The organism is Pantoea coffeiphila, from assembly GCF_016909495.1.
Taxonomy (GTDB): Bacteria; Pseudomonadota; Gammaproteobacteria; order Enterobacterales; family Enterobacteriaceae; genus Erwinia; species Erwinia coffeiphila.
This window is the reverse complement of sequence record NZ_JAFBFW010000006.1, coordinates 76,140-98,785: the sequence shown is the minus strand read 5'-3', so window position 1 is coordinate 98,785 and position 22,646 is coordinate 76,140. Positions and strand designations below refer to the sequence as shown.

Below are 22,646 nucleotides of genomic sequence, written 5' to 3'. Positions count from 1 at the left end.
ATAGCGTGAAACGGTATCCGCTTCAGACAGCTTACGAAAAACAAGCTTAGTCGAAGCTAAAGAAAATGAAGGCCGGTCGCGTCAGTCCGCCAGCTGCCAGAGGCACTCATAAGGGCGCAGAATGCCCGTCGGCGCGCCATCCTCGTAGTTATGCAGCAGCACCTCACCGCTCAGCGCTGGCAGCGTTACCGCCTGCTCTTCACCGCTCAGATTCGCCAGCACGCGCAGGGTTTTCCCCCCAGCGGAACGGGTATAGCACCAGATAAACGGATGATCGGGCAGCAGATCCTGGTAATCGCCCTCGGTCAGCAGCGGCACGCTTTTCCGCAGCTGAATCAGCCGCTGATAGTGATAAAACACCGAGTCGTGATCGGCCAGCGCCTGCTCTACGTTGATCTGGCTGGCGTTATGCGCCACTGGAATCCACGGCGTACCGGCGCTGAATCCGGCCTGCGCATCGGCGCTCCACTGCATCGGCGTGCGGCTGTTATCGCGGGATTTACGCGCCAGAATGCGCAGCAGCTCCTCATCGCTGCGCCCGGCACTCTTCAGCTCGGCGTACATATTCAGGCTTTCCACATCACGATACTGTTCAAGGCGGGTGAAGCCCGGATTGGTCATGCCGATCTCTTCACCCTGATAGATGTACGGCGTGCCCTGCATCCCGTGCAGCACCATCGCCAGCATCTTCGCCGAGGTGACGCGCAGCGCGCCCTCATCGCCAAAGCGCGAAACGATGCGCGGCTGATCGTGGTTACACCAGAACAGCGCGTTCCAGGCGTGGCCGTGCATCCCCTGCTGCCACTCGCGGAATATCTGCTTGAGCAGCACGTAATCCGGCGCGGCATCGGTCCACTTATTGCCGTTGGGATAGTCCACCTTCAGATGGTGGAAGTTGAAGGTCATCGACAGCTCGCTGCCGTCATTGGCGGCGTAGCGGCGGCAGTCCTCCAGCCGGGTAGAGGACATCTCGCCCACGGTCATCAGGCCCAGCGGCTGAAACACGTCATTGCTGAACTCGTGCAGAAAATCGTGAATGCGCGGCCCGTCGGTGTAGAAACGGCGGCCGTCGCCCACGTCATCCGGCAGATAATCCTGCTGCTTGGAGACCAGATTCACCACGTCCAGCCGCAGACCGTCGACGCCCTTCTGCGCCCAGAAGCGGCAAACCTGCTTAAGCGCTTCGCGCACCGGCGGATGTTCCCAGTTCAGGTCTGCCTGTTCGGTGGCGAACAGATGCAGATAGTACTGCCCGCTCGCTTCGTGCCACTGCCAGGCCCCGCCGCCAAACTTGGAGCGCCAGTTATTCGGCGGCCCGCCGTCTTCAGCGGCATCCCGCCAGATGTAGAACGGGCGGAACTCGCTGTCGCGATCCTGCGATTTCAGGAACCACTCGTGATGCGTTGAGGTGTGGTTAAACACCATATCCATGACGATGCGGATGCCGCGACGATGGGCTTCCGCCGTCAGCTGCTCGAACTGTTCCATGGTGCCGTAGGCCGGGTCGATGGCACAGTAATCGGCCACGTCGTAGCCGTTATCCACCTGCGGCGACAGGTAAATCGGCGTCAGCCACAGCGCGTCCACGCCCAGCGTTTGCAGATAATCCAGCCGGTTGATAATGCCGCTGATATCGCCCGTGCCGCTGCCGGTGGTGTCCTGAAAACTTTTTGGGTAAATCTGGTAGATGGTTCCGTTTTTCCACCACTGCACTTCGTTACTCATTGCCTGTTCCTTATTAAATACCACTACACCGCAGCCAGCGCGTCACGGCGGGCTTTACGCTGGTAAACCAGCACGGTCAAAATAATCGGGATAACAGTTGCTGCCAGCATCGCCAGCGCGTAAACGCTCCAGAACTGCGGCTTGATAGAGAGGATACCCGGCAGGCCGCCAACGCCAATACCGTTCGCCGTCACGCCAGCCAGGCCGCAAATCAGCGCCGCCACGGCGGACCCGATCATCGCGCACAGCATCGGGAAGCGGTATTTCAGGTTGATGCCGTACATGGCCGGTTCGGTCACGCCGAGGAACGCCGAGATCGCCGCCGGTACCGAGATTTCGCGTTCGTTATGTTTTTTACTGACGATAATCACACCCACGACCGCCGCGCCCTGGGCAATATTCGACAGGGCAATCAGCGGCCAGACCGGGGTGCCGCCGGTGCTCTGCACCATCTGCATATCGATCGCCAGCGTGGTCTGATGCACGCCGGTGATCACCAGCGGCGCATAGAGGAAGCCGAACAGCGTTGCACCAATCGGCGCAAGGCTGCCGGTCATCACGCTTTTCACCGCAAACGCCACGCCGTCACCGATCATGCGGCCGAACGGCCCGATCAGCGTATGGGCGAGGAACACCGCAATCAGCAGCGACGTTACCGGCACGATAACCAGATACAGGTACGCGGGCACAATACGCTTAAGCGCATTTTCCACCAGCGCCAGCGCCATACCGGCCAACACGGACGGGATCACCTGCGCCTGATAGCCCACTTTTTCAATGGTGAACCAGCCGAAGTTCCACACTTCCGGCAGCTGCTGCCCGAGGTTATAGGAGTTCATCAGCTGCGGAGACACCAGAGTGATGCCCAGCACGATGCCGAGGATCTCGGTGCCGCCCATTTTTCTCACCGTTGACCAGCACACCGCCACCGGCAGGAACATAAACACCGCTTCGCCCAGCAGCCACAGGAAGTCGTAAATCGACTGCCACATCGGGTGCATCTGCGCCAGCGTCTGGCCGTTGCTGAAGGGAATATCACCGATAACGTTGCGGAAGCCGAGGATCAGACCGCCGCTGATCAGCGCGGGCAGCAGCGGGAAGAAGATTTCCGCGAAGTGGGAAATACTGCGCTCAAACAGGCTCATATTCTGCCGGGCGGCAATTTTTGCCTGCTCTTTGCCGACTTCATTCTGGCCGATTGTGGCAATCAGCACTTTGTAGTAGTCGCCGACTTCCGGCCCGATCACCACCTGGAACTGCCCGGCGTTGGTGAAGCAGCCTTTGACCATCGGCAGTTCTTCCAGCCCCTGCGGCGAGGCCTTCTTCGGATCGCTCAGGACAAAACGCAGACGGGTTATACAGTGGGTCACGGTGGCGATGTTGTCTCTGCCGCCGACAAGGTCGATCAGCCGATCAACATCCTGTTGCTTAACTTTACTCATAAGAAGTGGCCTTATCTCTGGAAGTGTCCAATGCCGGTTCAGGGGCTGTCTGAAATCGACGCAAGAATATCCAGATCAGCTACGCTCTGTCATGGGAACGTTCCCAGTTTTGCAGAAACGATCACAAATTTTCAGGATCGTGAGGGTTTAATCGGGCCGAAAGACGGCGTTAAAGCGCCAGTTTTCCGCGAATAATTGTCTGCTGCAGATCGGTGGACCCATCAAGCTGCGCCAGCAGCTGCCGGGCAGCGGCATCACCGGCGGCACCGTATCCCAACTCCACGGAGAAGGATTCCGGGAACAGGAAATGCAGCAGCGGCAGGTTACCGATACTGCACACCAGTACGCCGCTAATCTGCTGTTGCTGAAGGTATTTTTGGGCGCCAAGGGCAATAGTGTCGGAGGCACAAACCACCGCGCGGATATCGTGTTTCAGCAGCTGCGGCAGCAGATCGTAGCCGCTCTGCCAGGTCAGCTCGCCCAGCGCGATATGCGACACTAACCCGTGCTGCTGGCAGAATTCTTCATAGGCGCGCGTACGCTTCAGGCCGGTGGTGGTATCGCGGGGGGAAACGCCGATAAAGCCGATCTCGTTAATCTGCCTGTCCAGCAGCGTCTTCATCAGCAGCTGCACCGCCCCGGCGTCGTCATAACACACCGAAGAGAGGCCGGGCATCTCGCGGGCCATCATCACCAGTTTATCGCGCCACGGCAGCAGCATTTTTGCCGTCAGGCCGGTAAAACCAAACAGGATCACCCCGTCGATATTACGCTGCTTCAGCACCTGCAAATGCTCTTTCACCCGCTCCACGCTGAACTGGCTTTCCAGCACGATGGCGTCATAGCCCTGCTGATAGAAAAGCGGCAGCATGGCGCGCACCGCCTGATTTTCCGAGGGTGAATCCAGGCGCGACACGACAATAGCGATCACCTTGTCGCTGAAGCCACGCATCGCCCGCGCCGACTTGGACGGACTGAAATTATGCTCTTCAATCACCTGCAGCACGCGCTCGCGGGTTTCCGGCCGAACGTTTTCTTCGTTGTTCAGCACGCGGGATACGGTGGATTTCCCCACCCCGCTGAGGCGGGCAATGTCCTTGATCGTCAGGCGATTTTGCATGGTGTGTTCTGTTCAGCTGGCTATGGCGGGCAGTTTACCGCCTTTCCCGGCTAAAAATACAGGGTGGGATGGTGCGCAGATATGGCCTGACAGGGGAAACGATCGGACGCGACGGCTCAGATTGGCGGTAATAATCTGACCTGCGTAATGCGGTCACGGCCCTGAGCCACTACAGCGTTTAATTCCGCCAGAGCATCAGGGAACTGTATTTCCGGATATGACAAATCCACTCCCTTAATTCGATACGGAGAATCGGTGAATCCAGAAATAATCACTCTTGTAGATATCACGCAATTATATTACTGCTGACGCACTGGCAATAACTATTCCTGAAGGATTTTTTCCGCCCCAATTGCTTGAACGAAAACGATTGCTTAACGCCGACGACACCCGTGTTTCACGGCAACAACATCAATTTTCCAACCTGTGAAAACTCACACTCCACAAACAAATAACCATATGATTTTAAATGCATATTTATATGAACATGGCACCATAAAATCAATAGAAATATGTCTTCATCTTTAGCCGATATAAATCGTCAGGAATGATAATAAAATTAATTCCTGTTAACTCCTGCATGCTCACACGCTGAAAACATGATTTGGCCCTGACTGCTGCCAAATATCTCGCCATTCATTGAACCTTATCGCGGTTTTATTTCACAAAAGTGTAAGTGTTGTGATAATAAAATAATAAATGTGCAACAAAAAATAAACAAAGCACTTCTATATTGGCCCCTTCAATTTTTGGGAGGGAGTGCCATGCGTAACTGGAGTGAGCCTAAAAAAAATAAAGCCCATATCGAACTGATCCCGATGATCGATGTGATGATGTTTTTACTGGTTTTCTTTGTTCTGATTAGCCTGAATGTGATCCCGGCTCTGGGCCTGAAAACCCAGCTGCCGTCAGCCAGTAGCGCCCAACAGCTTAAACCACAGAAAAAAGCCATCATCACCCTCGGTAGCGGCGAACAGCTACAGCTGGACGGCCAGCCGCTGGCCATCGATGCGCTGGTCAATACCCTGAAGCAGCAGCAGCAGGAAAACCAGACCACCACGATTATCGTCAACAGCGATAAAGACGTGGCGGTCGAGCGCCTGGTTACCGTGATGGATACCCTACGCCAGGGCGGTTTCTTCTCCATTTCTATCGCCACACGGAAGCAGTGATATGTATCTGCTTTATCGTTCACGCCACGTTGTCAGCTGGCTACCCGCGCTGGTTATCGGTGGATGCTTACTGTTTATCAGCCAGCATGCCGTGCTGCAGGTGAAACCCCACTATGACGATACGGTAATGGAGCTGTCGCTGGCCGAACCCGAACCTGAGCCACCGCAGCCGGAACCCATCCCGGAACCGCAGCCAGAACCACCGCCGGAACCACAGCCTCAACCCGAACCGCAGCCTGAGCCAGAGCCGATTGCCGAACCCGTCGTTCCTGCTGCGGAACCGGTTATTCAGCAGCAACCGATTGTTAAGCCAAAGCCAAAGCCGAAACCAGAAACTAAGCCAAAACCGGTTCCTGAAAAAGCGCCGAAGCCGCAGGAGCGCGTGGTACCAAAGCCGTCTGCCGTCAGCAGGCCGGTGAGCCAGCCGACTGCGTCGCCAGCTCCGCCTGCTCCTCCGGCACCGAAAGCCAACGCGCAGGCGGTGGAAAACGGCTACCTGCAGGCGCTGCGCCGCGAGCTGGAACAGCGCAAACGCTACCCGAGCGGCCGTCAGGCGTCACTCGAACGTCCACAGGGCAACGTTGAGGTCTGGCTGGAGGTCGACCGCAGCGGCAGGGTGCTCGATTCCGGTATTGCCAGCAGGGCGACGAGCATGTTGCTCAATCGCGCAGCGCTGAGTTCCTTACAAAGTATCAGCCAGTTGAAGCCCTTCCCTGAAGAGGCTTTCGCCGGGCAAAGAAGCAAAAGATTTACCGCAACGTTTAATTATCAGGCTCCATAAAACTTAATTATCTGTTTTTTCACAGGAAAAAAAATGAAGAACTTTAATTATTCTGGGATTGCGTTAGCCGTAGTGACGGCATTGTTATCAGGTTCATCGCTGGCGGCAGACAGCAGCGATGTGGGGGAGATTAACGTCAAAGGGCAGTCGCTGGGCGGCGGTCTGATGGTGCAGGAAGACAGCAGTAAAGCACGCTCCACGCTGACGAAAGAAGCCATGGACAAAGCGTCCGGTGCCAGCAACGCGATCGACATGTTAAAATATACGCCGGGTATGAACGTCAACAGTAATGACGCCAGCGGCCTGAGCGGTATCGACTACACCATGCGCGGGATGAACGCCGATCAAATCGGCCTGTCGATGGACGGTATTCCAATTAACGACTCGGGCAACTACGCGGTGTATCCGAACCTGCTGGGCGACGCGGATAACCTGGAGCAGATCTTTGTGACTCAGGGTTCTTCTGAAGTTGACGGCCCGCATATCGGGTCGAGCGGCGGTAACATTGGCCTGGTCACAAAGCGCCCGTCTAAAGAGTTCGGTGGCTTCGTCAAGCAAACCCTGGGCAGCAACAGCCTCAGCAAAACCTTTGCCCGCCTGGAAACCGGGGAATACAACGGTTTCAGCAACTGGCTCTCCTACTCGCACACTGAAGCCAAAAAGTGGCGCGGAGAAGGACGCAACTACTCCAATAAGTTCGAGATGAACTCGCTTTACGAGGATGGTAACGGCAACAGCAGTAACCTGATCGTGAAATATAACAAGCAGGACAACACCAACTACAACACCCTGAGCAAAGCGCAGTTTGACGAAGATCCGACTCAGGATTACTCGACCTCGCCGGTCTATAACAGCAGAGGTCAGCTGAGCAAATATTACAAGCTGAACCGCAACCCGTTTGAAAACTTCTCCCTCTCTTTCTCACAACGACTGCAGCTTCGCGACAACCTCGCGCTGACCGTCCAGCCTTATTACTTCTGGGGTAACGGCGGCAGCTTTACCGGACAAACGGCCTCGGTGCTGTCCAGCACCTCCGATAAAGCCGGGCAGTACGATCTGAGCAATTTAACGTCCAATACCTACTACCGGCCTTCGTGGACCCAGACATGGCGACCGGGCGTTACGACGAAACTGAAGTGGGATATTAACGACGAGCACAGCCTGGATATCGGTTACTGGTATGAGCGTGCGCGCCAGTCGCAGACCCAGCCGTTTATCAGCATTCAGGATGATGGCAACCCGGCAAACGTCTCCGGTAAACCCGGCGGGTCCGATCAGGTGAAAGATGCCAACGGCAACACCGTACAGGGCCGCAACCAGTACACCGTTACCCCGGCGCAGAAAGTCTGGCTGCAGGATACCTGGTTCGTGTCGCCAGAATGGACGGTAGTGGGCGGGCTGGCGTATCAGTACGTTGAACGCATTGGTGATAACAAGGGCAGCCTGTACAACGCGCCGGAAAAACGTAAAGCCACCTACCATGAATTCCTGCCGAACTTCAGCCTAAGCTATAAGCCGAACCTGGAAAACCAGCTGTTCTATAACCTGACGCGCAACATGCGTACGCCGCCAAACTACGTGCTCTATAACGTGGGCGACTCCATCAATACCGCGCCGGAGCTGAGCTGGAACCACGAGCTGGGCTGGCGTTTCCAGCGTGACGATATGCTGCTGAGCGCGACCGTTTTCTATATGCGCTATTCCGACCGTCAGATCTCCACCACCAATGCTGACGGCGACTACGAGATGATGAATATCGGCAGCGTGGAAAGTAAAGGGCTGGAGCTGGAGTGGAGCGGTAAGCTGCCGTACAACTTCAACTACTACACCTCATACACCTATACGGATTCCGAGCAGAAAGATGACATTGTCAGCAACGGCGGCAATCCACTGCCAACGGCGGGTAAAACGGTGCCGAACGTGCCGAAAAACATGCTTAACATGTCGCTGGGATATGACGATGGCCTCTACTACGGCAGCTTCGGCGGTAAATACGTCAGCGCGTTCTATGGCGATTTAACCAACGACGAGAAAATCAGCGGGCGCACGATCTTTGATGTTGCCGCGGGCGTTCATCTGCCGGTGGACAAAAAGATTGTTAAAAGCGCCACCCTGCGCTTCGGCATCGATAACCTGTTCGATAAAGAGTACCTGACCTCCGTACGCTCAACGACCTTTAACGCAGCGCCATACAGTGGCGTGAGGGCCAGCACCCCGTATTACAACGTCGGCGAAGAGCGCACCTTTAGCGTTTCGCTGGAAGCCACCTTTTAACTAACCGGAGGGCACGCTGATGGATGCCACCCTGATTCACGACATTATTTTCTACATTATGTATGCCGCGCTGGCGATCGCCGTGGTGATACTGATTGAACGCGGGCTCTATTTTTCGTGGGCGCAGCGCCAGGCCCGGCGCTTTGAACAGGCGCTGACGTCGGACGTCCGCCGGGCATCGGACCTGCCGGACTCACTGACCGGGCGCAACAGCCTGCCACTGACCATTATTCTGCCGGTGCTGGAGAAAAAACAGATGGCGGAACACCGCGAGGCGATGAGTGATTTAATTGATGCGCAGTATCTGCTGAGTAAACCGCTGATGTCGCGCGGGCTTTGGATGCTTGAAACCGTCGTGACCGCCGCGCCGTTGCTGGGCCTGTTGGGGACGATACTGGGCATTATGGACACCTTTAAGGCGCTTTCCGCCTCTGGCGTTTCTGACGCCAGTATGGTTTCCGCCGGGATGGGCACCGCGCTGTACGCCACCGGCCTGGGGATTGCGATAGCGCTGCTGTGCCTGGTGGGCAATAACTACCTGCAAAGCCGCATGGAGCGCATTAACGAACTGCTGAAAGTTCTGCTGATCCGTGCCGGCAGCCCGGCCAGTCGCCCGGAACAGAGCGATCGGCACTGGGAAGGGCGCGAGGCGCAGCGCTATGCCTGATTATCGTCAATACGGGTGGCCGGGAGGCCGCCTGATTAGCCTGTTCGCGGGCGGCTGGATGCTGTTAAGTCTGCCCGCACACGCGGCGTTCTCAATACCGGGCTACGAGCTGGTGTACAACGCGCCCCAGGAAACCACGCTACAGAACAGCGATTTGCGCAATGCCGCCGACGTCTGGCAACAGATGTTTGATTCGGCACGCGGCCATATCGATCTGGCGCAGTTTTATGTGGCAAACGAACAAGGCTCTCTGCTGGACGGCGTGCTGACCCATCTGCGCGCCGCCGGGGAACGCGGCGTGAAGATCCGTTTCCTGATGGAGGAGAAAGGCGTTGGCCTCTCGACGCCGGAAACGCTGGCGGCGCTGAAGACCATCCCTAACCTTGAGCTGCGGATTATTCCGTTCCACCGGCTGACCGGCGGTATCGTCCATGCCAAGTATTTGCTGGTGGATGGCAAAGAGGCCTTTGTCGGCAGCCAGAACTTTGACTGGCGAGCGCTGGAGCAGATTCAGGAAACCGGCCTGCGGATCGATGATGCACAAGCAGTGCGGCAAATTCAGGCTATCTTCGATCAAGACTGGCAGGCGCAGGCACTGCTCGCCGGCAATAAGCCGGTGCCGAAACTGACGTGGCAGGCACCGGCGTCGGTTCCGCAGGGCAATTATCTGGTTGCCAGCCCGCGCGACTATAACCCGAGCGGGGTGATTGACTCGCAGGTTGAACTACCGCGTCTGCTGGACAAAGCAAAGTCGCGGATACGGGTGCAGGTGATGGACTACGCCCCGCTGTCGTGGGGAGAAAAGGGAAAGCGCCCCTATTACGCCACGATTGATAACGCCCTGCGCAGCGCAGCCGCGCGCGGCGTGCAGGTTGAACTGATGGTGGCCAGCTGGAACCTGAAGAAACCGGAGGTGTTCTGGTTAAAAAGCCTGTCGCTGGTGCCTAACGTTCAGCTGAAGGTGGTGACCATCCCTCCCGCAGCTCGGGGGTTTATCCCCTTTGCGCGGGTGGTTCACAGCAAGCTGATGACCATCGACGGCACGACGGCCTGGGTGGGAACCAGCAACTGGAGCGGGGGCTATTTTGATAACTCACGTAACCTTGAGCTGGTGATGAACAGCGTGCCGATGGCCGAGCGCCTGGACGCGCTTTACAGCCAGCTGTGGAACAGCCCCTACGCGGAGCCGATCAGGGTGGATTTTGATTATCCACTGCCCCACCCTGCCCGCGAAAAGTAGATGACGTTGTGGCTGATAATGTAGGCGGGATGCATCATCGGAAAGAAGAAAAAATGCGACTGCCGCGGTTTTGGGTGCGGTGGTGGCATTTATCTTTGGAAAATGTGCATCGGTTGTTATCTGTTTCGGCATGCAATAAGACGCGACTGCCCAGATTGTCGGTAAAAGATACAGGAGGGTTAAAAGCACGACATTATCAGTGGACGCATTGGAAACTGCCGAAGGTGTGTGGCTGGTTAATGTTTCAGATCATCTGTTTCAAATTATTGCGCCGGCCTGCCGTATTTCAGCAGATTTATAATGAGAAACCATCTGGTTTTGTAGGTGTGTTATTTCTCAATTTATTAAGTCATTTTTTCGATGCATTCCGCAGCGGATGCAACGTTAAGGGGTCAACCCTTCCCGAAAGAAGGCGCTCTATAGATGGATAATCCGACAAAACCATATCCAGTTCACTCAAAGAATAGAGTTTGAACAAACCGCCTTGATCGTAGTTTCCCTCCTGAGCCAGAAGCACCTTTCGCCGTGAACCAGCCATCAGACATGAATACCACTCCTGACGGTACTCGTCATGATGCCAGATACCGTTTTCATTCCAGCTTCCAGGGGAAAGAAACAACAGATCGAAACTCAGCCTTCCCAGCGATTCCATAGCCAGAGACTTACCGCAGCTGTTGTCATTGCGGTTTAATTCTCCGCCAATGAAAACTAACTGAGCTTTTGTCTGCCGTATAATGTCACAGGCGATCGTGAAGTCGTTGGTGACTACGGTCATCTTCGACGACCAGGGTATCAGCTGCGCCAGTTGTCGGCAGATCAAACCGCAGTCTAAAAAAATAACCCGACTCTCTTCCAAATAACTGAGAGCCGCGTGCAGTAGCACGCGGTTTTCAGCCGTTGTCAGAGTATTCCCGAGTGGAGGCGCAAGCGATTTGACCCCGCCGCGAACCACCAGCAATTTGCCTCTTGATGACAATTCAGCTACGTCGCGACGTACGGTCATCTCCGACACATTGAGCGACTGTGCCAGTGCAGCAATGCTTATAAAGCACTGGCCTTGTAGCACTTTAAGCAACTGCTGGTGACGTTCAGCAGGGATCATGCTTTACACCGGAATAATGTTGAACGCGATTGCAGCCAGAAGCGCGCACACACTCATAATCCATACTTTCATCATCGAATGGCGAACATGTTCATCCACGCGAAGACCCAGCAAGCTCAGTCCCAGATGGGTTGCCGGTATGACCGGGCTAAGCAGCAAACCAATTTGTTCGGTTATCAACATGGCGATGGTGACATGCAGAGGTGACACGTCGAAACTCTGTCCTAATCCCACGGCCAACGGAAGTAAAGCAAAATAGAAAGCATCAGAACCAATCAGGATGACAATAGGTACACTAAAGGCGGCCAGAATTAAATACAGGTACGGACCAAGACTGGCCGGGAATATATCCGCCAACTCATTAACCAACACTTTAATAATCCCGGTGTTTTGCAGAATCCCAACAAATACACCGATAGTCAGAAAAATCACGATAACTGGGAAGATAGTGACGGCATACTCTTTAATTTTTTGCTGCGCCTTTTTTGCGTCAGGATAGTTAATTATCACCGCTAACGAAAACGAAATCATGAAGAGGAAATTACCGGCAACCCAGCCTGATACCAGAATCACTATAGTCGCAATAACTAAAATAAAGTTAAGTTTCAATAACCACGGATTAGGACGGTGCGTTGGGTTGAGCATTTCCTGGCGCATAAGATGGAATGCTTCTGGCGTAATACCGGAACCGCTGCGATTTTCCACCCGAGCCATGTACCAGCACAAGACGATGCCAAGCACAAACAGCACACCTTGCAGAGGAAGCAGCTTGTAGTAAACCTCAAGAATATCGAGATGCGTCACGGCAATAGCACGATTGAGAGAGCCACCCCACGGTGTAATACCCGTGACGCCTACGCCGACAGTAACCAGTAACAGCAGCGTCTTTTTGCTGATATTCATCTTTTTATAAATAGGCAGCAGCGCAGGAACGGTAACCAATAAGGTCGCGTAGGCATTACCGTCGAGGCTACAGATAGAAGCAATCACCAGCGTTGCCAGCAATACGGAAAATGTTGAGGGTGTAACAAAGCGCAGAATAAATCGCACAATAACGTCGAATACCCCTGCTTCCTTCATCAGGGTAAAGAACATGGCACTAAAAGCAACCAATGTTGCTGTTCCCACTACGGATTTCAGACCAAGCGCAACATATTCACTCAGCTCCTTAAAACCGAATCCGCAGATTAAAGCGGCGACAGTCGGTAGGATGATAAACAGTATTCCCGGAGGGAACGTATTTTTGAGTAAACACCAGGTCAGTACAATGAACATGACGATCCCGGTGATCAGCATTAATGACATAATGAGTTCCGATTATAATTTTATGATTTTCAGATACAGTTATCCCTGACCAATAAATTGGCCAGGATTATCAGGAGCTACTTCATATTAAACAGTGAATCTAGTTCGTTAACATTTTCTGATGTCAATATATTCATCCCAAAGGGCTTAAGCATAAAATAAAGCTTTGCCGTTTCTTCTAATTCTTCGGCGTTAAATACCGCTTCTCGGATATTTTTTCCAGAAATAATCGGCCCATGATTAGCCAGTAAAATAGAATTGTGATTAACCGCGAGCTTTTCTACTTCATCAGCAATGAGAGGAGAACCAGGACGAATATAGGGAACGACCGGCAGTTTCCCCACACGCATCACATAGTAAGGTGTCACAGGTGGTAAAGCATTTTCATAATTCAAACCGGGCATGCATGATAGCGCCGTCAGCCACGGTGAATGCAGGTGAACAATGGCACCACATTGCGGACGCTGGCGGTACATCGCCAGATGCATCAGCACTTCTTTGGATGCCTTTTGTCCCGACAGCAATTCACCTTGCGTTGTAACCTTGCTGAGTTCCTCAGCATCGAGATCGCCGAAGCTCGAATTTGTCGGCGTCGCGAGAACATTTCCATCCGGCAGTTTCAAACTGATGTTGCCTGCGCCACCGCTGCTGTAACCGCGTTCATACATGGAGCGGGCGTAACGCACCAAATCCTGACGTAACTGTGCTTCACTCATGGAAATGCTCCTGAGCTTTGAGGAAGAAATCGTTGTTACCAAAGTTTCCAGATTTGAGAATCACCCACTTCTGCTCGCCAAGAACCTGTGTCCACGGTACCCCCGGCGCAACAGCATCGCCAATCACCATGCCGTTGATGTCCAGTCCTTGCGTAACAGCACCCGAAGTTTCACCACCCGCAACGATGAATTTATTAAACCCTGCCGAGCTCAGCAGCTGCGCAAGCCGGGCAAAAAAGTTCTCGATCTTTTCACTCACCAGCGCCGCGCCGTAATTTTGCTGAATAATTTCGATGATTTGCGGTGGCTGCGTGGCATAAACCAGGGGTGCCAGACCATCATCTTTATTTTTTTGCACCCAGTCGGCGACAAAGTGCAAATAGCTCTCATCATGAATGATTTTCTCCACATCCAGTGCCAGAGAAGGCGCTCGTTGCCGATAAAAATCGACCTGCTGATTGGTCATTGAAGAGCAGCTGCCGGAAAGAACGACGCTGGAACCTGCGGCCGCGATCTGCATCGTGCTTTTGCTGAAACTATGCCGTTGAGTATCCAGTGCGGCGATTGCATAACCTAACCCCGCGGCACCGGTAACCAGCGGGAAATCCTGCGTAGCGCGCGCAACAGTAAGTAAATCCGCATTATCTAATACGTCAAAAATCACGTACTTCGTTTTATTCGCCGCCAGCGCATCAAGCTGCCCCGTTATCTCTTGCGGGTGGTGTTTTACGCTGTTGAACGAGATGTTGCCGCACAAACCTTTGGACTGCATTTCCATCAGTTTTTTCAACGAGGATTCCGTCATGGGTGTGACCGGATGGTGCTGCATACCGCTCTCGTTCAGCAGCTCGCCTTTCACAAAGAGATGGCCATGAACGATAGTGCGATGATTGTCTGGTACCGCCGGGCAGATCAGCGTCATCGTGGTATTAAGGTTTTTCATCAGAGCATCGGTGACCGGGCCAATATTGCCCTGCTCGGTCGAATCGAAAGTTGAACAATACTTGAAGAACTGACGATCGCATCCTTGTGATTTCAACCAGTTAGATGCTGAAAGAGACCGATTCACTGCTTCAGTAACTGCAATTGAGCGGCTCTTTAATGCAATCACGATTGCATCCACATCTGTTGAATCAAATGCTTGCGATGGCACCCCATTAAACATCACTACTTTCCAGCCTGCATCCACCATAAAGCTGGCGATATCGGTTGCGCCGGTAAAGTCGTCGGCAATAACGCCTAACTTCGTCATGATCGTTTCCTTAACTTGCTTGAATTTGCACATACTGCTTTTATGGTTACAAAAATGCAAATATGAACAGTATTAAATTGTGGAATCGATCACAAATAGCGGCTCAAATCGATTATTTAAGCCCGCGAGGGTGCTTTTTAAACAGATGGTCAGCGAGCATGATAAACATGCCGATGACAATCTGAGTGTCTATTTAGTTGATATTTATATAAAAATAATAAATGTGATTTTTTTGTACGATAAATGTGATCTTCGTCACCTTGCATTAAGTGCATTTATTGGTATAAAAGTGCAATCGAAACCGATAAATCATTTGGAGTGTATATGCGTATTCTGGTTTTGCCGTGCGACGGCATCGGCCCTGAAATCACCTCAGCTGCGGTAACCGTGCTGACTTCTCTCGACAAAGCTTTCGGACTGGGTTTTGAGTTTGACTATGAAGATGTCGGTTTTAAAAGCCTGGAGCTCCACGGCACAACCCTGCGTCAGGAATCATTAGACAAAGCGAAAACCTATGACGGCATCATTCTGGGTACGCAGTCCCATGCTGATTACCCGGCTCCTGAAAAAGGTGGCCGTAACGTGTCTGCAGGCTTCCGTATTGGCCTGGATCTTTACGCTAACGTGCGTCCAGCACGTACCCGTCCATTCCTGACCTCGAACATGAAAGAGGGTAAGTCAATGGATCTGGTGATCATGCGTGAAGCAACAGAAGGCTTTTACCCAGACCGCAACATGACACGTGGCTGGGGCGAAGTAATGCCAAGCCCGGACATGGCGCTGTCTACCCGTAAAATCACCCGTCACTGCTCAGAGCGTATCGCGCGCAAAGCCTTCGAGCTGGCAATGCAGCGTAAGAAGAAAGTCACAGCAATCCATAAAGCCAACAGCTTCCATATGACTGATGGCTTGTTCCTGGAAGCCGTGCGTGATGTGGCAAAAGACTTCCCGGAAGTCGAGCTGGATGACCTGCTAGTTGATGCATCGACGGCACACCTGGTGCGGAACCCGGAGCGTTTCGACGTGCTGGTCGCTACCAACTTCTATGGTGACATCATCAGTGATTTAGCGAGCGAGTTGTCAGGTAGCCTGGGTCTGGCTGGTTCCATTATGGCCAGCGACACCCTTTGCTGCGCACAGGCACAGCATGGTTCAGCGCCAGATATTCAGAATCAGGATAAAGCCAACCCGGTTTCGATGATCCTGTCTGCCGCTATGATGCTGGCATGGTATGCCGAGAAGCATAACCAGCCTAAGTTCCTGAAGGCCTCGGAAGAAATTAACCGCGCCGTCGACGAAGTGCTCGAAAACCCTGAAACCCGCACGCCGGATCTGGGTGGCAACTGCGGTACCAAAGCATTTGCGGATAAAGTCGCTGCGGTAATTCGCGCGTAATAGCTGATATCGGGCCGTTGCAGAATGCAGCGGTCCGGTTTCGCGGAGAATACGATGAGCCAACGTATTGTAATGATTCACGCGACACCGCTTGCGGTCGCACCAATCAATGACACCTTTGCTAAACAGTGGCCGGAGGCTGACATCAGTAACTTACTGGATGATGCCTTAAGCACCGATCGCGCGAAAGTCACTGAAATTAGTCCGCGTTTGAACAAGCGTATTCACTCGCTGGTTGACTATGCGGTCAGTATTAATGCGGCTGCGGTATTGTTTACCTGTTCGGCCTTTGGTAGCGCAATTGATGATTGCGCAAGGCAGCATACACTTCCGGTGTTAAAACCTAACGAGGCCATGTTTGAAGCCGCATTAGAACAAGGTGAAGACATCGTTATGCTCGCCACGTTCGCACCAGCCGTAGCTGGCATGGAAGCTGAATTCCGTGATCTAGCTTCAGCCAAACAATCAAACGCAAGAATGACCGCCGTGGTAGTCGCTGGCGCGCGTGATGCCTTGAACGCAGGTGATGTTGCGCTACACAACAAACTGATTATTGAAGCTGCTCGTCAGAATCAGCATGCCGATGCAATTGTACTCGCCCATTTCTCTATGGAAGTCGCTTTTGAAAATGTCCAGGCCGCAGTGGTGTGCCCTGTATTAAGTAGCCCTCAGGCCGCCGTAGCGAAATTAAAGCGTTTGATGAGTTAATCAAAATTAAGGCAAGGCCGTGAACAGCCATTATTTAGCAGAAAAAGTGAAATACAGTACTATTTCTTCTCTGCCGGACATCGTATTACCACCACAAAGCTGCGACTGCCATCATCATATTTTTGATCGGCGATTCCCTTATGCGCCGGATGATAAACGCGATCTGCCTGATGCCACAGTTAATGATTATCGCAGTTTCAAAAATCGGCTGGGATTCAGCAGACATGTCGTTGTGCAGCCTTCTTCATACGGTACAGACAATCGCTGTTTACTGGATGCACTGTCGCAGTTCGGTAGCAGTGCACGCGGTGAAGCCGTGGTGACAGATCGTATCACCGACAGTGAGCTGGACAGGCTTGGCAGCGCGGGTGTGACTGGTGTGCGTTTTAATTTCGGGGCGGGAAGCGCGACAACCCCTGAAATGCTTCTGCCCCTGGCACACCGGCTGGTGGAACGAGGTTGGCATATTCAGGTACACGCCACCGCAGATATGCTGTGGGAACTGCGTCCCCTGCTGTTGCGGGTGCCCGGAAATCTGGTCATTGATCACTTTTTCCGTCTGCCGCAGCCGCAGCCTCTTGATCATCAGGCATGGCGGCTGGCATGGGAACTAATCGATCAGGGACACTGTTGGGTGAAACTTTCAGCGCTCTATCACCAGTCAACTCGCGCTGATGTTTCTGATATGGCAAGCGTAATGAAATCCTTTATACATGATGCAACTGAACGCGTGTTGTGGGGGAGCGACTGGCCGCACCCTAATTTAATTAGCGCGAATAAAAATATGCCAGATGATGCATTAATCCTTTCGCAGATATTTAACTGGGCAAGTAACGAACAGGTACGACATAAATTATTTGTGTCGAATCCGGCTGACCTTTACCGATTTACTGAGTCGAATGCCAAATAAGGCCGAATATAATGGATACTCTGAACTCTACTGCACGAAAAAATAAACCGACTCACTATCGCTATATGATTTTGCTGATGGTGTTTCTCAGTATTGCTCTCAATCATGGTGACCGAGCCACCTTCTCGATTGCTGGCACCGACATGATGAAATCCGCTGGTCTGGATATTGTCGCACTGGGTTATCTAATTTCTACCTTCACCTGGGCTTATGTTTTGGGCCAATATCCTGGCGGCTGGCTACTCGATCGCTTTGGTTCCAAAAAGGTACTGGTAACCGGCGTCTTTACCTGGTCTTTTTTCGTTTTCCTTGTCGGGTTCAGCACCTCATTCGATAACGTCTGGGTGACACGTATTATGATGTTTGGCTTCATCTTCATGATGGGGTTAATCGAAGCACCCACGCTTCCCGCAAACTCCCGTTTTCTCGCTGCATGGTTCCCGGCAAAAGAGCGCGGTAAAGCGTCCGGTTTCACCACCGCTGCACAGTATTTTGCGTTAGTCGTATTCCTGCCGCTGATGGGATGGTTCTCTTATACCTTTGGCTGGGAGGCCGTCTTCTGGTTTATGGGTGGCCTCGGCATCCTGGTCTCACTGTTGATGCATCGCGTGCTGGCTGATACACCCAAAGTGCATCCGTTGGTCAACAACGTGGAGCTGGAATACATTCAGTCCGGCGGTGGCTTAACTAACATGAAGGCCACCAGGAAAGGCGATAAAAGCGGCAAAGGTTACACACGTAAGTTGCTCACCAGCCGTCTGGCGTTGGGGGTTTACATGGGGCAGTTCTTCTTTACCGTGCTTTCTTACTTCTTCCTCACCTGGTTTCCGGTTTATCTGGTACACGATCGGGGTATGACGATTCTGAAAGCCGGTTTTGTTGCTTCACTCCCAGCGCTTTGCGGCTGCGCGGGTGCGCTGCTCGGCGGTGTACTGTCAGATGCCATGCTGGCGCGCGGATTCAGTTTGTCGGCTGCGCGCAAAACGCCGATCGTGATTGGCATGCTGCTCGCTGTCAGCATGGTGATTTGTAATTACGTTGATTCCGCATGGGTTGTCGTAGCGATTATGTCGCTGGCGTTCTTCGGTAAAGGTTTTGGCGCGATGGGTTGGTGTGTTGTTTCTGACTTCTCGCCGAAAGAAGCGGTCGGGCTGAGCGGCGGATTATTCAACATGATTGGTAATATTTCAGGTATTTTCACGCCAATTATCATTGCGTATATCATTCAAGATACCGGCTCATTTAACGGTGCACTGATATTTGTCGGCGTTTGTGCCTTCCTGAATCTCTGCTGCTATCTGTTTGTAGCCGGTAAAATCCAGCGCCTGAACTTTGAGCCTAAGCAAGAAAACAACGACAGCTTCCCGGAGGAACCTCATGCCAGCCAGCGCTAGCCCTTTACGTTTCGCTATCAATCTCGGTAACGCTGTTCTGGCAAAAGTATTGCCAGACGGGTCGGCGGGCGGCATGACTGTTGAAATTGCCAATCGAATTGCCGCTACGCTGAATACCGTTGCAGATTTCGTTACTTACCACACCGCAGGCAACGTCGTTGATGACGCGCTGCAAGACGTCTGGGACATTGCGTTCCTCGCGGTCGATCCAAAACGTGAAGAGGTGCTGCGTTTTACTCAGCCTTATATCGCGATTCAGGGCACAGTGATGGTCAAAGCTGACAGCCACTGGCGAAGCGTGGAGCAAATGGATAGAGAAGGTGTCGTCATAAATGTGGGTAAAGGGGCAGCCTACGATCTGCAGCTTTCTCGCGAATTGCAGCATGCCACGCTCAATCGGCTCGGTTCTTCTCAGGCGGCGATTGATGCGTTTCTTAACGGAGAAGGCGATATGGCTGCTGGAATTCGCCAGCCACTTGAGCGTGCAGCACGGGAAAATCAGGGCTTTCGGGTTTTGCCTGATAACTTTGGACAAATTAATCAGGCGATTTGCGTGCCGCATAAAAACACTGATTTACATGGAAAAATAACTGAGCTTTTAACGCAATGGCAGCAGGATGGCTCCGTTCAGTGCATCATTGAGCGCCATTTTTCCGAGTAATCATTCCGACAATAGCGTTCTCTTTTGGAGAACGCTATCTTATCAAACGTTCAATTTTCATTCCTTTTCTCTCCTGTCATCGTTATCCCTTCAAGAACATAAAAACAAATGCGGTAACGGAAGGTTTGTATGACATTGCCCTTATCTCTGGAACGCTCTGAGTTAATCATAAACGGCTGCAACTATCACTTCATCGATTTAAGTCGTCTGATATCGCTGGAAAAACTGCAGCAGATGCCTTACAGCTTGCGAATTCTGCTTGAGAACGTCGCGTTACGCTCGCCGGATACGCTGCCCGGATTTCTTCGCATGCTGTCAGGAGAAGCCGCTTACGAAGAAGTGGGGTTTTATCCCGATCGCCTGATGTTCCATGACACAACCTGCCTGCCAGCGTTAGCGGATTTCGCCGCAATGCGCGATCTGACGGCTGAGCTGGGTGGCGATGCCCGCGCCATTAATCCGCTTATTCCGGCAGTGCTGACTATCGATCATTCAGTGATTGTTGAAAGCTACGCATCATCTAACGCACTGGAGGAAAATCTACAATTCGATTTCCGCCGCAATGCTGAACGCTATCGTTTCATACGTTGGGCAGAGCAAAGCCTGGATAATTTCCGTGTCATTCCTCCCGGAACAGGCATCATTCATCTGATGAATCTTGAAGCGATAGCCGAGGTGGTTACCGTTGATGAGCGTGACGCTATTCCGCTGCTGCATGCGGATTACATGATTGCTACCGACAGCCATACGCCGATGATTAACGCGCTGGGTATTCTTGGCTGGGGCGTTGGCGGACTTGAAGGTCAGGCAGCCTTACTCGGTGAACCGGTGACGCTACGTTTTCCTGAAGTGATTGGTATATCCCTGTCAGGGAAACTGTCTGCTGACGTGAGTGACAGCGATCTGGCGCTGCACGTTACCCGCCTACTGCGCGAACAGGGTGTTGTAGGGAAATTCGTTGAATTCACCGGACCTTCACTTCATCTGCTACCGCTTGAGTCTCGCGCAACCATCGCCAATATGGCCCCAGAATACGGCGCTACGGTGGTTTTTTTCCCCTTTGATCGGTGCAGTGCAGACTATGTCTGCATGACCGGAAGAAGTGAAGAGAAACAGGCGCTGATTACCGGCTATATGCAGGCACAGCATCTTTGGTGCAGCCCGGAAATACCGCAACCTATATTCACGCAGCTTATTGAGCTGGATCTTGGCACCATTGAGCCGAGTATGGCCGGGCCGGTGAATCCGCATCAGCAGATCGCCTTAAGTCATGCTGCCGAAAGCTTTACACAAAGTATCTCCGTTCAAGCTCAGGCGCGTAGCTGGGCGCATGACGCTTATCCTGAGCCCATTCATCAAGGAGCGATTGCCATTGCTGCCATCACCAGTTGCACTACGACAGCCAATCCGTGGTTGGTGGTACAGGCGGCGCTCTTCGCTCGTAATGCCGCACGTCATGGATTAAAACCGAAGCCTTGGGTCAAAACCTCGTTTTCACCGGGTTCACGTGCTGTGACTGATTATCTTGGTGAATCCGGGCTGCTGGATGAGCTTGGAAAAGTCGGTTATGACGTTGCCGGTTATGGCTGCATGACCTGTATTGGTAGCTCAGGTGCACTTCAACCGGCGATGGAAGAACTGGTTAATGATGGGCTTCAGGCGGTGTGCGTGTTGTCCGGCAACCGTAACTTCCCACGCCGCGTTAATCCCAGTCTTGGCCACGGCTACCTGACATCTCCTGCTCTGGTGATCGCCTGGGCGTTGGCAGGTCATATGTCGCACGACATGCTCAAGGCTCCATTGGGAATTGATGAAGACCAACGGCCGGTTTACATGCGCGATTTAATGCCAGGCCAAGAAGAAGTGCAGCTTTGGGTCGAAAAAATTATGAAGCGAGACTTCTACGTTAAGCGTCGTGACGTCATCTGGCAGGGCACACCTCACTGGCAACGGATTACCGCACCGGGTAGCGTTCTCTATCAGTGGGAAGATTCATCAACTTATCTGCGTCGTCCGGGATATCTGAATAAGTTGCCGCGAAACGCGAATGAGCCTTTAACGCTTCGCGGCGCGCACGCTTTCCTGTGGTTTGGTGATGACGTGACGACCGACCACATCTCACCCGCTGGCGCGATTCCCGCCAGCAGCCTGGCGGGAAAATGGCTGTTAGACCGCCATGAAGATCCCCAGGACCTGAATCTTTATTCTACACGCCGCAGCAATCATGAAGTGATGGTACGCGGTGCATTCACTAATAAAGCACTGGCAAATCGCCTGTTGCCCGAAGACCGACGCGGCGGCGGCGGTTTTGCCTGGGATGTTGGACACCAACAGATTTTGCCCGCTTATGAAGCTGCGCAGAGTTGGTTGGCCAGAGATTTGCCGTTAGTCGTGTTTGCCGGCGAGCGTTACGGCGCTGGCTCCAGTCGGGATTGGGCAGCCAAAGCTCAGGCATTAATGGGCGTGAAAGCGGTGGTGGCAAAAAGCTTTGAGCGTATCCATCGCACCAATCTCATCGGTATGGGGATTCTGCCGCTGCATTTTGTGGACGGGGAAGCTGAACGCTTACCTGACATGGATGGCAGTGAAAAATTGGATTTCACTGGGTTAGAATCGCTGCAGCCCGGCAATAATCCGCTCTGGATGTATATCCACCGCGATGGCGAGCTACTGGCCCAAATTAGCCTGCTCGCCGTTATTGATTCGCAGCAGGAGCTGCGATATCTGCGCCACGGTGGCATTTTGCCGTATGTTATTCAGCAAACCCTGGACCAATGAGTGG

The 22,646-nt window shown here is 52.9% G+C and carries 18 protein-coding genes; 11 read left to right on the top strand and 7 right to left on the bottom strand.

All coding sequences use genetic code 11. From position 1 onward, the window contains the following. Positions 1–81: 81 nt before the first annotated feature. The 3 genes from treC to treR all read right to left on the bottom strand — a co-directional run bounded on the left by treC (position 82) and on the right by treR (position 4,287). Positions 82–1,725: an alpha,alpha-phosphotrehalase gene (gene treC, locus JOE09_RS19245; RefSeq protein WP_205066886.1), complete on the bottom strand. Its 1,644-nt coding sequence runs from the start codon at positions 1,723–1,725 to the stop codon at positions 82–84. Between the two features lie 23 nt (positions 1,726–1,748). Beyond that, on the bottom strand, positions 1,749–3,167 hold the full coding sequence (treB, locus tag JOE09_RS19240; protein ID WP_205066885.1) for a PTS trehalose transporter subunit IIBC: 1,419 nt from the start codon (positions 3,165–3,167) through the stop codon (positions 1,749–1,751). A 169-nt stretch (positions 3,168–3,336) separates the two neighbouring features. Then, on the bottom strand, positions 3,337–4,287 hold the full coding sequence (gene treR / locus JOE09_RS19235) for a trehalose operon repressor TreR (RefSeq protein ID WP_205066884.1): 951 nt from the start codon (positions 4,285–4,287) through the stop codon (positions 3,337–3,339). A gap of 764 nt (positions 4,288–5,051) precedes the next feature. Here treR and JOE09_RS19230 point away from each other — a divergent pair. Genes JOE09_RS19230 through JOE09_RS19210 form a run of 5 tightly spaced genes read left to right on the top strand, consistent with a single transcriptional unit; the run spans position 5,052 to position 10,421 of the window. Beyond that, the gene (locus JOE09_RS19230; protein ID WP_105591958.1) at positions 5,052–5,459 is read left to right on the top strand and encodes an ExbD/TolR family protein; all 408 of its coding nucleotides are present in this window, start codon (positions 5,052–5,054) and stop codon (positions 5,457–5,459) included. Position 5,460: 1 nt separating this feature from the next. Further along, the gene (locus JOE09_RS19225) at positions 5,461–6,240 is read left to right on the top strand and encodes an energy transducer TonB family protein (protein WP_205066883.1); all 780 of its coding nucleotides are present in this window, start codon (positions 5,461–5,463) and stop codon (positions 6,238–6,240) included. A 33-nt stretch (positions 6,241–6,273) separates the two neighbouring features. Next, complete coding sequence (locus JOE09_RS19220; protein ID WP_205066882.1) at positions 6,274–8,514, top strand: TonB-dependent receptor family protein; 2,241 nt, start codon at positions 6,274–6,276, stop codon at positions 8,512–8,514. A gap of 19 nt (positions 8,515–8,533) precedes the next feature. After that, positions 8,534–9,181, top strand: coding sequence for a MotA/TolQ/ExbB proton channel family protein (locus JOE09_RS19215; protein ID WP_205066881.1), 648 nt, complete (start codon positions 8,534–8,536; stop codon positions 9,179–9,181). Further along, entirely contained in the window at positions 9,174–10,421 is a 1,248-nt protein-coding gene (locus JOE09_RS19210) for a phospholipase D-like domain-containing protein (protein WP_205066880.1), read from the top strand. Before JOE09_RS19215 ends, JOE09_RS19210 begins: the two co-directional genes overlap by 8 nt. A gap of 349 nt (positions 10,422–10,770) precedes the next feature. On the opposite strand, the gene JOE09_RS19205 is transcribed toward JOE09_RS19210, so the two are convergent. The 4 genes from JOE09_RS19205 to otnK form a co-directional block, all read right to left on the bottom strand. After that, on the bottom strand, positions 10,771–11,523 hold the full coding sequence (locus JOE09_RS19205; RefSeq protein ID WP_205066879.1) for a DeoR/GlpR family DNA-binding transcription regulator: 753 nt from the start codon (positions 11,521–11,523) through the stop codon (positions 10,771–10,773). A 3-nt stretch (positions 11,524–11,526) separates the two neighbouring features. After that, on the bottom strand, positions 11,527–12,828 hold the full coding sequence (locus tag JOE09_RS19200; protein WP_205066878.1) for an SLC13 family permease: 1,302 nt from the start codon (positions 12,826–12,828) through the stop codon (positions 11,527–11,529). Between the two features lie 77 nt (positions 12,829–12,905). After that, positions 12,906–13,544, bottom strand: a complete 639-nt coding sequence (otnC, locus tag JOE09_RS19195) for a 3-oxo-tetronate 4-phosphate decarboxylase (protein WP_205066877.1) — start codon at positions 13,542–13,544, stop codon at positions 12,906–12,908. Further along, entirely contained in the window at positions 13,537–14,796 is a 1,260-nt protein-coding gene (otnK, locus tag JOE09_RS19190; RefSeq protein ID WP_205066876.1) for a 3-oxo-tetronate kinase, read from the bottom strand. Before otnK ends, otnC begins: the two co-directional genes overlap by 8 nt. Positions 14,797–15,120: 324 nt before the next feature. Between otnK and JOE09_RS19185 the strand changes: the two genes are divergently transcribed. The 6 genes from JOE09_RS19185 to acnA all read left to right on the top strand — a co-directional run bounded on the left by JOE09_RS19185 (position 15,121) and on the right by acnA (position 22,642). Then, a complete protein-coding gene (locus JOE09_RS19185; RefSeq protein ID WP_205066875.1) occupies positions 15,121–16,191 on the top strand; it encodes an isocitrate/isopropylmalate dehydrogenase family protein in 1,071 nt (356 codons plus the stop codon). 54 nt (positions 16,192–16,245) lie between these two features. Further along, positions 16,246–16,899 carry an arylsulfatase gene (locus JOE09_RS19180; protein ID WP_205066874.1) on the top strand — a complete coding sequence of 218 codons (654 nt, stop codon included), beginning with the start codon at positions 16,246–16,248 and terminating at the stop codon, positions 16,897–16,899. A 19-nt stretch (positions 16,900–16,918) separates the two neighbouring features. Next, entirely contained in the window at positions 16,919–17,809 is an 891-nt protein-coding gene (locus JOE09_RS19175; protein WP_205066873.1) for an amidohydrolase family protein, read from the top strand. An 11-nt stretch (positions 17,810–17,820) separates the two neighbouring features. Continuing rightward, positions 17,821–19,203, top strand: coding sequence for an MFS transporter (locus JOE09_RS19170; RefSeq protein ID WP_205066872.1), 1,383 nt, complete (start codon positions 17,821–17,823; stop codon positions 19,201–19,203). Continuing rightward, positions 19,187–19,864 carry a transporter substrate-binding domain-containing protein gene (locus JOE09_RS19165; RefSeq protein WP_205066871.1) on the top strand — a complete coding sequence of 226 codons (678 nt, stop codon included), beginning with the start codon at positions 19,187–19,189 and terminating at the stop codon, positions 19,862–19,864. Before JOE09_RS19170 ends, JOE09_RS19165 begins: the two co-directional genes overlap by 17 nt. Before the next feature lie 129 nt (positions 19,865–19,993). Beyond that, a complete protein-coding gene (gene acnA, locus JOE09_RS19160; protein WP_205066870.1) occupies positions 19,994–22,642 on the top strand; it encodes an aconitate hydratase in 2,649 nt (882 codons plus the stop codon). The last annotated feature ends 4 nt before the right edge of the window (positions 22,643–22,646 follow it).

What these genes read in the sequence shown, in the direction of transcription:
- treB (WP_205066885.1), bottom strand. Translation starts at nt 3,167, where the DNA reads ATGAGTAAAGTTAAGCAACAGGATGTTGATCGGCTGATCGACCTTGTC.
- JOE09_RS19210 (WP_205066880.1), top strand. Translation starts at nt 9,174, where the DNA reads ATGCCTGATTATCGTCAATACGGGTGGCCGGGAGGCCGCCTGATTAGC.
- treC (WP_205066886.1), bottom strand. Translation starts at nt 1,725, where the DNA reads ATGAGTAACGAAGTGCAGTGGTGGAAAAACGGAACCATCTACCAGATT.
- JOE09_RS19180 (WP_205066874.1), top strand. Translation starts at nt 16,246, where the DNA reads ATGAGCCAACGTATTGTAATGATTCACGCGACACCGCTTGCGGTCGCA.
- JOE09_RS19200 (WP_205066878.1), bottom strand. Translation starts at nt 12,828, where the DNA reads ATGTCATTAATGCTGATCACCGGGATCGTCATGTTCATTGTACTGACC.
- acnA (WP_205066870.1), top strand. Translation starts at nt 19,994, where the DNA reads ATGACATTGCCCTTATCTCTGGAACGCTCTGAGTTAATCATAAACGGC.
- JOE09_RS19230 (WP_105591958.1), top strand. Translation starts at nt 5,052, where the DNA reads ATGCGTAACTGGAGTGAGCCTAAAAAAAATAAAGCCCATATCGAACTG.
- JOE09_RS19205 (WP_205066879.1), bottom strand. Translation starts at nt 11,523, where the DNA reads ATGATCCCTGCTGAACGTCACCAGCAGTTGCTTAAAGTGCTACAAGGC.
- JOE09_RS19215 (WP_205066881.1), top strand. Translation starts at nt 8,534, where the DNA reads ATGGATGCCACCCTGATTCACGACATTATTTTCTACATTATGTATGCC.
- otnC (WP_205066877.1), bottom strand. Translation starts at nt 13,544, where the DNA reads ATGAGTGAAGCACAGTTACGTCAGGATTTGGTGCGTTACGCCCGCTCC.
- treR (WP_205066884.1), bottom strand. Translation starts at nt 4,287, where the DNA reads ATGCAAAATCGCCTGACGATCAAGGACATTGCCCGCCTCAGCGGGGTG.
- JOE09_RS19220 (WP_205066882.1), top strand. Translation starts at nt 6,274, where the DNA reads ATGAAGAACTTTAATTATTCTGGGATTGCGTTAGCCGTAGTGACGGCA.
- JOE09_RS19185 (WP_205066875.1), top strand. Translation starts at nt 15,121, where the DNA reads ATGCGTATTCTGGTTTTGCCGTGCGACGGCATCGGCCCTGAAATCACC.
- otnK (WP_205066876.1), bottom strand. Translation starts at nt 14,796, where the DNA reads ATGACGAAGTTAGGCGTTATTGCCGACGACTTTACCGGCGCAACCGAT.
- JOE09_RS19165 (WP_205066871.1), top strand. Translation starts at nt 19,187, where the DNA reads ATGCCAGCCAGCGCTAGCCCTTTACGTTTCGCTATCAATCTCGGTAAC.
- JOE09_RS19170 (WP_205066872.1), top strand. Translation starts at nt 17,821, where the DNA reads ATGGATACTCTGAACTCTACTGCACGAAAAAATAAACCGACTCACTAT.
- JOE09_RS19225 (WP_205066883.1), top strand. Translation starts at nt 5,461, where the DNA reads ATGTATCTGCTTTATCGTTCACGCCACGTTGTCAGCTGGCTACCCGCG.